We start from the raw sequence: 11,796 nt of genomic DNA on the forward strand, positions 1-11,796 counted from the left end.
GAAATCAATATATGAATAAAGTTCTTAAATACTTTCTAATAGGCTTAGTCTCAGTCGTCTTAATTTATGCAATATATTTACTGGGTTCATATCTAGCTTGGTTTAAAAAACCCCACACTTCCCTACCTGGTGTTTCAAGTCTTGAGGAACTTAAGCTTAAGATGGATCTTAAGGAAGGAAAAGAAAACGAAGAAGGCGAAGATAACAAAAAAACAAACCTTAATTTACGTGATGATTACTCTTTTCAAATTATTGCCGATAATCTCTTTGTTCCTTGGAGCTTGGTCTTTACAGACGAAAACCGACTCTTGATTAGTGAAAGAAACGGCTATATTAAAGAAGTGGTTAGTGATCAGCTAAATGAAAATTCTTTAATTCATTTTGAAGAAGTATCGCAACAATCTGAAGAAGGTTTAATGGGTCTTGCCCTTGACCCTGATTATAAAACTAACCAAACTCTTTACGCTTGCTTAGCTTACCAAAAAGACAATGGTGCTTTGGCTAATAAGGTTATTTCCTTATTGGATAACGGAAGTTCAATAGAAAGATCTTCTGTGGTTATAGACAACCTACCCTCAGCTCGCTATCACGCTGGTTGTCGCCTAATGTTTTTACCAGATAAAACTCTTTTAATTACTGTCGGTGACGCGGCCCAACGTGATTTAGCTCAATCTATGGAAAGTTTAGCTGGTAAGATTCTAAGAATTAATAAAGACGGTTCAGTGCCAGAAGATAACCCTTTTTATCCATCACCTATCTACTCTTTAGGTCATCGTAACCCCCAGGGCTTGGCTTATGATGGTGTTAACAAAATAATCTGGTCATCCGAACACGGACCTTCTGTTTTTGATGGACCAGCTGGTGGAGATGAAATAAATATTATAGAGCCGGGTAATAACTACGGCTGGCCCTTGATTTCACATGAAAAAAGTAAAGAAGGACTTATTTCACCTCTTATCCAATTTACTCCCGCTACCGCCCCAGGGTCTCTCCTTTATTACGATCACCAAGCGTGGCCGGAATTTAGAGGAACTCTTCTATACGGCGCTCTACGTGGTGAAGCTTTATACAGACTAGTACTTAACCCAAAAAACCCAAGAGAAATAATTTGGTATGAAACCATTCCCCAAGTCTCGTTCGGTAGGATAAGAGAGGTGATTCAATCGCCAGAAGGTGCAATCTATTTAACGACTTCCAACCGAGATGGTAGAGGCTCTCTTAGAGCTAATGATGACAAAATATATCGCTTAAAAGCAGAGTAAGCTAAGTTTGAATAAGTTCAAATAAGTTTAAAAAAGATGAAGCTAAATAACAAAAACAATAAGAATAAGGACAGGGATAAGGATAAGAGCAAGGAACAAGAAAGGCCAAATAAGAAGAAGGGAGAGATAAAACCTCTTTATCTTAAAAGTCTTTTAGTTAACCTTAGAAATAGTCTGGGGAGCAAAACATACCGTTCTTTTTATGTTAAAAACAAGACAAAGACCTTTGACGCCCTAGATAACGGTCGCTTAAGTTGTGCCGCCTATGTTTCATCTATGCTTTTTATGATAGACGCCCTTAAACATCCAAGACCAACAGTGGTTTCTTTAATTAAAGAAATGCGAAAAAATAACTGGTATGAAATTAAAAAAGTTAAACAAGGCGCTGTTTTAGTTTGGGAAGAAATAAGGGATAAAAAGAATGAAGAACATCAACACATAGGTTTTTATTTGGGATCAGGCAAAGCAATTAGTAACAATAGTTTAAAAAAATCCCCAATTATGCATCATTGGACTTATGGGGAGAAAAACGGCCAACCTAAAAGGAAGATTATAGCTATCTATTGGCACGACAAACTTAATAACAATTAAAAAGCGGCGCTGGTGAAGTTAATACCCAGAAATTGTACTGTCGGGTTAAAAAGAAGCATGATGCGAATGATGAACAAAAAGATACCGATAGAAATCATCGCAAAAAGCAAGACACCGGTAAAGAAAATTAATTTAAAAGCTTTTTCCATAGAATAAATAATCTTTTAATATCTACCTAGAGTATACCCTATCTCCGTAGCGAAGGTCAATATAAGAAAGGTTAACAACCTTAGCTCCTTCCAGGCTGCCTAAGTATATTTCCAGTCTCTCTAACTGCTCGTTAATTAAGGAGGGTTCATCTGGTAAAAAGACGATTGCCCCGGTATCAAGTACTATTTTAATCGTACGCTCTTCGTTATCAACCACATACTGTCGGGGAGAGACCTTAAAAGATAGAAGTGGCCACCTTTTCTCTACCGCCAAAAAACTAGCTATGGCCTTAGCTGAATAATTCAGTTTAAGTCCTTCCATCCTATTTGCCCCATCATTGTAAATAATCGGTAATCCGTGATTTGTTTCTTCTACTAAACTAACCACCCAACCTTCCTGATCTGCTTTATAATAATTACCTCCTTCATACCACAAAACAACCGGCTCTCTTTCCTTAACTTCTATTAACAAAACCGACAAAGGTTTTTTCTTTATCTTAATTTCCAAAAAAGAAGGATGTCTTTCCATAATCGCTTCTCTTAAGGCTTCTTTATTAAAAACCCAAAGTCTATCTTGGGGAAAAATTTTAAAAAGTTTTTCTTCGCTTTGGTGACGTGCTAACATGGAAACCGTAGAGGAGCTCTCATGTTTAAGTCCCTCAACCTTAATCTCTTTAATTAAAAAAACTTCGGAAAAAATAAAGAGCCAAGATAATATGATTAAAGAAAAAAATATAACAACAACCCTAAGCTTGGTTCTTTTTGACAAAGATTGCCAGTAAGACCAAAACTTCTTTAAAAAACCGTCTTTTTTCTTTTGTTTAAAATAGGGGTTTTGGCGATGATGTCGACGACCCATCCATTTCTGGCTTCTCATAGTTATATTAATGATTTTTCCTTAAATTTTGACCTTTTAACCAAATAATTACCTTTTTTCTTTAATATTAGGTAAATTTACCTAATATAGTGCCTATTCAAGGCTCTTAAAGCCCGTATAAGGCCATAAAACCTCTGGTATGCTTACTTTCCCGTCTGCTGTCTGAAACTGCTCCATAATGGCCGCTATGGCTCTTGTAACGGCTATACCAGTACCGTTGAGGGTATGAACCAAGGCCTTTTCTCCGTTATCCTGTAAATACTTAATATTAAGCCCTCTAGACTGATAATCTCCGCATTGTGAAACAGACGTTACTTCTCCCCAATCCCCGATCTCTCCTTGGGTATTGGGCTTACCCGGAAACCAAGCCTCAAGATCAAAAGTACGTAAAGCCGGAGCTCCAAGATCAGCGGTGCAGTGATCTACGATTCTATAGGTTAAGCCAAGTGAATTAAAAATTTCTTTTTGAATAGCTAAAAGTTCATTATGAATCTTCTCACTATCTTCGGGAAGACAAAAAACAAACATCTCTACTTTATCAAACTGATGAACACGAAAAATGCCTTTGGAAAATTTAGAATAACTACCAGCTTCGGTTCTATAACAACGGGAATGAGAAACATATTTTAAGGGCAAAGCTTTTTGTTCTAAAACTTCGTTAGCATGATAAGCTCCCAAGGTTACCTCAGAAGTACCTATTAAACTCAGACCATGTTCTTCTAGATGATAAACTTGTGAAGACTCACCTCGCGGATTAAAGCCCAAAGCTTCAAGTAGCTCGGTTTTAATGAGATCAGGACCGTTAAGAGCAGAGTACCCCTTATCAATAATCATTTTCATAACATATTGAACCAAAGCTAATTGTAGAACCGCTAATTCTTTTTTTAAATAATAAAATTTCGCTCCAGTTACTTTAGCAGCTTTTTCAAGATCAAGTAAATCTAAATTTAAAGCTAACTCAAGATGATCTTTGGCCTCAAAAAAAAACTTGGGCATTTCTCCTACCTGCTCCAAAACCGGATTATTGTTTTCATCATCACTAACCAAGACTTCACTATGAGTAAGGTTAGGTACAGAGAGCCAAATCTTTTTTAAAGCTTCTTCTATGTCAGTCAACTTCTTTTCAAGCTCAACTATCTCTTCTCCAACTTTTTTCATTTCAATAATTTCTTCGGCTGAGGGTTTTTGATGTTGCCGAGAAACTTTATTACGAGTAGAACGAAGTTCTTCAATGGTGGCAATTAAAGACCGTCTATCTTCATCAAGGCGCAAAAGTTCGTCTATGTCAGCTTGTGAATTACGGTTAAGCGTATTTTGTTTAACCAACTCTGAATTTTTTCTGATAAAATCAAGATCCAACATAAAAGCTTATTAATTAAATAAAAATTAAAGTGAGACAAAAATGAATTACGCTACTTCCCTATTCCTGTTTTGGTCTTAAAAGCGGGAAGATTTGGCATTCGCGAATTGAACGGTTAGATAAGAAAGAAAAAAGTCTTTCGCTTATCCCAAAACCGCAAGTCGGGGGCATGCCGTATTCCAAAGCCTCCACAAAATCTTTGTCATTCATATGAGCTTCGTCATCACCGGCTGCTCGCAAGCTCTGTTGCTCAGCAAAACGCTCTGCTTGGTCTATGGGATCATTTAATTCACTGTACCCCTTACCCATTTCCGAACCGGCAATAATTACCTGAAAACGTTGTACTAACTTCGGATTATCCGGCATACGTTTAGCCAAAGGCTCCATAAAGACCGGTACATTAACTAAAAAGCCCGGACCGGCTAAGGTTTTACGACAATACTTCCATAGGTTGTCTATAGCTCTGGTTAAATTAAAACCGTTTTTATCGTAATTGATTTTTAGTTTTTGTAAAACCAGCTCAATTTCTTTTAGGTCTATTTTATCAATATCAACACCGGTTTTTTCTTTAATGATTGAGGTATAATCATACTCAGTCCAAGGCTGATCCAAATCAACCTCAAATTCCCCAATAGTGAATTTACTAGTATTAAAAGTTTCTTTGGCAATATGGCGATAAAGTTCAGTGACTAATTCCATGCCCATTCGGTAATCGGCATAGCCCCAATAAAACTCCATTTGGGTATAGTCTTGAGCATGTTCATGACTCATGCCTTCATTTCTAAACTGTCGCCCGATCTCAAAGGTTTTATCAAAACCCGCTACCATTAATCTTTTTTGCCAAAGTTCCCCAGCCGAGATACGTAGATAAACATTAATATCCAAAGCATGATGATGGGTTATGAAAGGTCTGGCATCGGCTCCACCCGTAGTGGTTTCTAAAACCGGGGTCTCAACTTCCAAAAAACCTCTTGAACTTAAAAACTCACGCATGGAATTCCAAAAGCGAGATCGTTTACGAATCAATTCCTTTAATTCCGGATTCATAAGAATATCCAAATATCTTTTACGTAGTCTTTCTTCTTCGTCCTGGAGTCCATGTCGCTTATCTGGTAGGGGGCGCAAAGCTTTAGTTAAAAGCTTCCAATAATCAAGTAGTAAACTTGGTTGTTCGGTTTTGGTTAAATGGCAAACACCTCGAGCTTCAATAAAGTCCCCAACATCAATGTATGAAACAAAGTCATTAAAAGATTCTTCTCCCACATTATCTGAACTTAACATTAACTGCATTCTACCGGAATCATCTTCAAGATCTACAAAGGTCAGACTACCATGGGTCCTTAAAGCCCGCACACGCCCGGCTATTACTATTTGTTTTTCAGAAGATAAGAGGTTAGTAAAATCAGCCAAAACAACACCAATCATATCGGCTCTGTTGGTTTTAGCTGGATAAGGATCAATACCCTTAGCTTTAAGTTCTTTAAGCTTAGCCAGTCTATCCTCTCTTTCGCTTACTTTTATTTCACTCATAAGAATTAATATTTAGAAAAATAAAAAATTAAGAATATAATAGTATAAAAATATAAAAAATATCTTAAACCTAAGAAATAATCAGGTCTGTTATTAATTATACGATATTTAAGGAAATAGTCAAAGAAAATAATTAAAAATACAATAAAGTTTTAATTACTTTAACACCCTATTGACAATATATGATATATATGATATAATTAATATTATAGGTTTTTTAGAGATTGTTAAATAAAAACACCGATCTTAATAGATCGGTGTTTTTATTTATGTTCGCAATAACTGTTTTTTATCCTTTATCCTTCTTAATTAATCTTAATTAACCTATCTTCTTTATAATATAAACAACTTCTCCCTTAGGGGTCTGAACCGTTACCTTATCCCCTACTTTCTTACCCTCAAAAGCCATACCCATAGGAGATTCATTGGAAATCTTACCACTTATTGGATCAGCTTCGTTAAAGCTAACAATGGTGTAATCTTTTACTTCTCCGTTAACTTCCACACTAATCTTAGATCCCATACCAACTTCGTTTTTGTTACCACCACTAACTACCGTAATGTTTTTCAGTAAAGAAGTAATTTCCATAATACGACCCTCATTAAAGGCCTGAGCCTCCTTGGCATCCGCATATTCGGCATTCTCGCTTAAATCTCCTAACTCTTTAGCCCTCTCTATCCTTTCGGCAATCTCCCGACGACGTACAGTACTTAGGGTATTAAGCTCTTCTTTTAATTTTTCATACCCCTCTTCGGAGATAATTTGTTGATCTGACATATTTTTACTTTAATTTTATTAAAATGATACTTTAAAAACCTTTAATAAAAATTTTTAGAGCAATTAATATAACTGACAATATACAACAAAAATATTTTTTTGGCAAGAGGCTGAAATTGGGGTTAAAATAAGGGGTAAATTGATTATTGCCCTGCCTGATAAAGAGCCTTTACTTCTTGTGAAGAAAGTACTCTGTTGTATAGCATAACATCATCAATTGAACCGTTAAACCAACGTTCTGTGCCAGTTGCCCAGACGCCTATGGCTCCCAGCCTCCCGTCAATATAAGTACCCAAACCAACCGATTCATAACCAACAACACCATTAACGTACATTTTATAATGTTTTGAAGCACTCTCAAAAGTTAAAGCTACATGATTCCATGCGGGATCAGCATTAAGAGGTGGCGTCGTAACAATTCTCCATGTTTGTCCATCGTACAGGCGAAAAGTTGCAAGATGAGTTGAAATGTAAGCTAAAGCTCCTCCGCCCGATACGATATTATGAAGATTTGCAACATTTGGTCTTCTTATCCAAGCCGAAAGAGTAAAGTTGGGATAAGTATTTGCTCCGGCAATTGTAATATAATCATTTGTCCCGTTAAAAACACCAGAAAAATTTCCAAATTTAGCATTATTTGTATATCTTGAACCACTACCCACCCAGTTACCGGTCTTACCTCCCACAATATCAAGAACAGAGCCGCCTGATCCTTCTTCAAAATTATAATATTGAACCAGACCACCATTAAGTCCCGAGGGGCTCATAAAATAATATCCTTTATTTAAGTTATCAAAACCTTTATCCAAACAAAAACTTATAGCATAATCATTACCGGAAGAAGTGTAATAGTAATCATAACTGCCGCAAATACCTCCTGAATCATTAGAAGGATTTTCAGGAACTTTAGACATATATACAACTGTGCCATCTGTTAATTGTCCTCCGGTTGTTATAGATGAAGGATATTCGTTATTATTAGCATAATACAATTCCAAAGCATTAGCTAAAGATTTTAAATCACTAACCCTCTTAGCATCTCTTGCCCCAGCTCGTGAATTACCTAAAGCTACTACGACCAAAGTAGACAATACTCCTATGATAGCTATAACGACTAACAGTTCTATTAAGGTAAAAGCTCTTTTGTTTTTTCTATTTATTAAAATCATATAAGCAGTTACTGACCCAGCGCATAAAGCATCTGAATTTCTTCCAAAGAAAGTACCCTATTATATATTCGGTAATCATCCATGCGACCGTAAAGACCATGTCCTCCTCCAGTGCTATAAGCATTTACAATTTTAACATGACTTGTATCTGGAAAAAGCGTTTCACTATGAAGATTAACTGTATTAACATGAACTCCGTCTTTGTAGATAGAAGCTTTTTTAGCAATCCAGTCTGTGGTGATAACATAGTGGTTCCAAGAATTTAAAGAGATACAAGAAGAACACAATGTAGAGCCAGTGTATGATGAATTTGTTCTATGCTGAATAATAAGACTACTCGAAGAATTATTTCCAAAAAGCCACACATAAGGATTTGGCCCTTGATAACTTGAACCAAATAAAGAAAAATGACCATCACTTGACCCTGTCCTATAAGCCCACATGGCAAAGGTTAGTTGTTGGTTGGGACTTGTAAAAACTTTACCCGTGGGAGTATAAGCTCTAGCTGAACTGCCGGGGAAACTAATACAGCCACCAACTCGGCAATCGGTTGAAGGTAGCCAGGCGTGGTTAATGCCGGTAAGGTTCCAGCCTGAAGAAGAATGATCAGTGGCGGTTGAACCAGATGTTTCATCAAATTTCCACCAAGCAATAAGGCCAACATTGTTAAGACCTTCTGAGGTAACAGTGTGAACTCCTGAAGCCAGAGATGGGGTATCTGAACCTAAACAAAAACCTATAACATAAGATTGCCCTGATTGAGCTTGTGAATAAAGATAATCACTATCTGGGCAATTACCATCTGTGTGAGGAGTTGGATTATTGGGTACCTTACTCATGTAGACTATTCCACCAGCTTCTAAGGGCTGTCCAGGAGAAAAATTAGCTGCTTGGGGGTATGAGTTATTATTTGCATAATACAGCTCTAGGGCATTAGCCATGGCTTTTAGATCATTTAATCTTTTAGAATCTCTAGCTTTAGCTCTTGAATCGCCTAGAGACACTATAACTAGAGTGGATAATACACCAATGATAGCTATAACTACTAATAGTTCTATTAGAGTAAAGGCTTTTTTGTTTTTTCTATTTATTAAAATCATATAAAGAATTATTGCCCCGCCATATAAAGAGCCTGTATTTCCATATCTGTAAGCGGCCTATTGTATATTCTCACATCATCTATTAATCCGTTAAAAAATTGTGCTGGTGTACCACCATCATTATGAGCACCAATATAAGTATTTAAGGGCCCGCTGATTAAAGGTGCTGAAGCGTTAGTTAAAGTATTGGTTAAATTACCGTTAATATAGACTTTTACCGTATTCCCTTTTTGAGTTAAAGCTAGATGAAACCAGTTACCGGCACTAATCGCCGTAGATGAATTAGCGTCAGTAAAGGTTGTACCATTACTAGTATACGAGCCAAACCAAGTAGCGCTTGAGTTAAAAGCAGATAAAACAAAAGCAGAAGAAGCGCCAGCTCTCGAAAAAGACATTACCCTACCCCTGGTAGTGTAATTGGTAACATTAGACCTTGCCCAAGCAGCAAAAGTCAGTTGCTGAGAGCCGGTAATATTCTGAAAGGTATTATTAAGATTCACAAAGTCACTCGTACCATTTAAAGAAATAGCTTGCCCAATAACCCCCGGAGCATACGTTCCACCAGTTAAGGTTCCATGATTATTTTGACCAGACTTATCCAAAACATCATTTTCAAAATCCCACCACCCGACCAAGCCGGCATTCCCAACTCCGTAATCGGTTGAAGCTGTATGAACACCGGCAGATAAGGATCCATTATTCGAACCAAGGCAAAAACCCAAGGAATAAGAAGTTCCAGCCCCATCAAGTGCATAAGAATAATCTTTATTAGGGCAATTTCCATCCGTTCTTGGAGTGGGATTTTCCGGCACCTTACTCATGTAAACTATATCATTAGCTTCAAGAGGGTCCCCAAAAACTAACGACGGAGGATATTCGTTATTATTTTCGTAATAAAGCTCTAAAGCATTGATCATTAACCTTACATCATTCAGTCTTTTAGAATCCCTAGCCTTAGCTCTTGAATCGCCTAGAGACACTATGACTAAAGTAGATAATATACCTATGATAGCTATAACTACCAATAATTCTATTAGGGTAAAAGCTTTTTTATTTTTAGTAATCATAGTACTATATTTATCCATTTTTTTTATTTTATAACCAGATAATTATTTATCTTCTCTTATTATAACAAAAAAAGTTTTATTTGTTATTACTTGTTACTATTTGTTGCTATTTATCTTTTACTTTCTTTTCTTCAAGGTTAAGTTCATCTAATAGGCTCTTGTCTACCGGAGATGGACTATTCATTAAAAGGTCTCTACCTTGTCCATCTTTAGGGAAAGCATACATGTCGCGAATTGAATCATTATCTGTTAAGACCATTAAAAGTCTGTCTACTCCTGGTGCGTTACCGGCATGAGGTGGAGCCCCGTATTGAAAAGCTTTAATTAGGGCACCGAAACGCCTATCCACTTCTTCGCCTTCGTAACCCGCTTTAATGAAAACCTTACGTAAAAGTTCACTGTCATGGTTTCTTACTCCCCCGCTGGAGATCTCATAACCGTTTAAAACCAAGTCATATTGATAGGCTAAAATATCCAATGGGTCTTTATTATCAATCGCCTCATGTCCTCCCTGGGGCATGGAAAAAGGATTATGGGAAAAGTCTATACCACTTGCTGTGGTGTCTGAAGCATCATACATCGGAAAGTCGGTTATCCAACACCAAGCCGCTTCATTTTGGCGAATAAAATTAAGATCTTTAGCTAAAGTAGTTCGTAGGTTTCCCATAGCCGCACAAATTTTCTTCCAAACTCCGGCAGTGAGAAAAAGAGCATCCCCTACTTTAAGCTCAGCTTCTTTGGCTAAATCATCTAGATTTTCTTGAGATAAAAACTTAGACAAAGAGCTAGTAGCGCCTTCTTCAGTCATACCAACAATCGCCAAAGTTTCCACTCCGTGTTTATTAATCACTTCCTTATATCCATCTAATTGCTTTCTACTTAAAGCTGCCCCACCAGGTACTCTTAGTCCGCGAACAACACCCTCTGGTAGAGTTTTAGCAAAAGGCGGGAATAAAGACCAGTAGTCTTTCTTGGTAAGATCAATAATTTCAAGTTCATAACGCAAGTCTGGTTTATCTGTGCCATACTTATCCATAGCCTCCCGCCAAGCTAGCCTCAAGAAAGAACCATCTGGTAGAAGATTATTCATTTTCTTTTGACTGAATTTCTCTGTCACTTCCTTCATTAAAGGTTCCATAATTACAAAAACATCTTCTTGTTCAACAAAACTCATTTCCATATCTACCTGATAAAACTCTCCGTAATGTCGGTCGTTTCTGGTATCCTCATCTCTAAAGCAAGGAGCTATTTGAAAATAACGATCCACCCCAGAAACCATCAATAACTGTTTAAACTGTTGGGGGGCTTGCGGTAGGGCGTAATAAGAGCCGGGATATAAACGAGAAGGAATTAAAAAGTCTCTAGCACCCTCGGGAGAAGAGTTAGCTAGAATCGGGGTTTGGACTTCAACAAAGTCATGCTTTTTAAAATAAGCACGGATATGGGTAAAAAGATCATCCTTAAGCTTTAACATGGCTTGCAAAGACGGTCTTCGTAAATCTAAAAACCTGTATTCTAAACGCAAAGCCTCTTTAACTTGTGAAGCACTTTCTTCGTTATTAATTTCAAAAGGCAAAACAGAAGAACGGCTTAAAACAGACAATTCTAGGACCTTAACTTCTACCTCTCCGGTAGCCATCTCGGAATTAGCCATGCCATCGGGGCGTAAGGCTACCGTACCCTTAACCTCAATTACCGATTCATGATGAAGACCCTCAAGGGCTTTAGCCGCTGCCGGGTTTAATGATGGGTCTATGGCCAGCTGGGTTAAGCCATATCTATCTCTTAGATCAAGAAAAACCAAACCACCAAGATCTCGGCGATTATGTAACCAGCCTGCTAAACAAACTTCTTGTCCTTCATTTTCTTTACGGAGCTCTCCGCAAGTATGTGTTCTTTTCATAGTCAATATT

Annotated in this window: 11 protein-coding genes; 2 read left to right on the forward strand and 9 right to left on the reverse strand. The window is 37.3% G+C overall.

Features of this window, described 5'->3' with window-relative positions; genetic code table 11:
• Positions 1 to 11 precede the first annotated feature (11 nt).
• Both QY321_02115 and QY321_02120 read left to right on the forward strand, forming a co-directional pair.
• Positions 12 to 1,262: a PQQ-dependent sugar dehydrogenase gene (locus tag QY321_02115; GenBank protein ID WKZ24390.1), complete on the forward strand. Its 1,251-nt coding sequence runs from the start codon at positions 12 to 14 to the stop codon at positions 1,260 to 1,262.
• A 36-nt stretch (positions 1,263 to 1,298) separates the two neighbouring features.
• Positions 1,299 to 1,853 carry a hypothetical protein gene (locus QY321_02120; GenBank protein ID WKZ24391.1) on the forward strand — a complete coding sequence of 185 codons (555 nt, stop codon included), beginning with the start codon at positions 1,299 to 1,301 and terminating at the stop codon, positions 1,851 to 1,853.
• On the opposite strand, the gene QY321_02125 is transcribed toward QY321_02120, so the two are convergent.
• From QY321_02125 to aspS, 9 genes are all read right to left on the reverse strand, one after another.
• On the reverse strand, positions 1,850 to 2,002 hold the full coding sequence (locus QY321_02125; GenBank protein ID WKZ24392.1) for a hypothetical protein: 153 nt from the start codon (positions 2,000 to 2,002) through the stop codon (positions 1,850 to 1,852). The two genes, QY321_02120 and QY321_02125, sit on opposite strands and share 4 nt — an antisense overlap.
• Positions 2,003 to 2,024: 22 nt before the next feature.
• Entirely contained in the window at positions 2,025 to 2,879 is an 855-nt protein-coding gene (locus tag QY321_02130; GenBank protein ID WKZ24393.1) for a cell division protein FtsQ/DivIB, read from the reverse strand.
• Between the two features lie 93 nt (positions 2,880 to 2,972).
• Positions 2,973 to 4,241: a serine--tRNA ligase gene (gene serS / locus QY321_02135; GenBank protein ID WKZ24394.1), complete on the reverse strand. Its 1,269-nt coding sequence runs from the start codon at positions 4,239 to 4,241 to the stop codon at positions 2,973 to 2,975.
• Between the two features lie 58 nt (positions 4,242 to 4,299).
• The gene (lysS, locus tag QY321_02140; GenBank protein WKZ24395.1) at positions 4,300 to 5,769 is read right to left on the reverse strand and encodes a lysine--tRNA ligase; all 1,470 of its coding nucleotides are present in this window, start codon (positions 5,767 to 5,769) and stop codon (positions 4,300 to 4,302) included.
• A 319-nt stretch (positions 5,770 to 6,088) separates the two neighbouring features.
• The gene (gene greA, locus QY321_02145; protein ID WKZ24396.1) at positions 6,089 to 6,547 is read right to left on the reverse strand and encodes a transcription elongation factor GreA; all 459 of its coding nucleotides are present in this window, start codon (positions 6,545 to 6,547) and stop codon (positions 6,089 to 6,091) included.
• Between the two features lie 143 nt (positions 6,548 to 6,690).
• Positions 6,691 to 7,716 (reverse strand): prepilin-type N-terminal cleavage/methylation domain-containing protein, encoded by a 1,026-nt coding sequence (locus QY321_02150; GenBank protein WKZ24397.1) that lies wholly within the window; start codon positions 7,714 to 7,716, stop codon positions 6,691 to 6,693.
• A gap of 8 nt (positions 7,717 to 7,724) precedes the next feature.
• The gene (locus tag QY321_02155) at positions 7,725 to 8,816 is read right to left on the reverse strand and encodes a prepilin-type N-terminal cleavage/methylation domain-containing protein (protein ID WKZ24398.1); all 1,092 of its coding nucleotides are present in this window, start codon (positions 8,814 to 8,816) and stop codon (positions 7,725 to 7,727) included.
• Between the two features lie 8 nt (positions 8,817 to 8,824).
• Positions 8,825 to 9,883 (reverse strand): prepilin-type N-terminal cleavage/methylation domain-containing protein, encoded by a 1,059-nt coding sequence (locus tag QY321_02160; protein WKZ24399.1) that lies wholly within the window; start codon positions 9,881 to 9,883, stop codon positions 8,825 to 8,827.
• A 106-nt stretch (positions 9,884 to 9,989) separates the two neighbouring features.
• Positions 9,990 to 11,792 (reverse strand): aspartate--tRNA ligase, encoded by a 1,803-nt coding sequence (gene aspS, locus QY321_02165; GenBank protein ID WKZ24400.1) that lies wholly within the window; start codon positions 11,790 to 11,792, stop codon positions 9,990 to 9,992.
• Between the last annotated feature and the right edge of the window lie 4 nt (positions 11,793 to 11,796).

This window comes from Patescibacteria group bacterium (assembly GCA_030583705.1).
In the GTDB taxonomy this organism is placed as follows: Bacteria; Patescibacteriota; Patescibacteriia; order Patescibacteriales; family Patescibacteriaceae; genus Patescibacterium.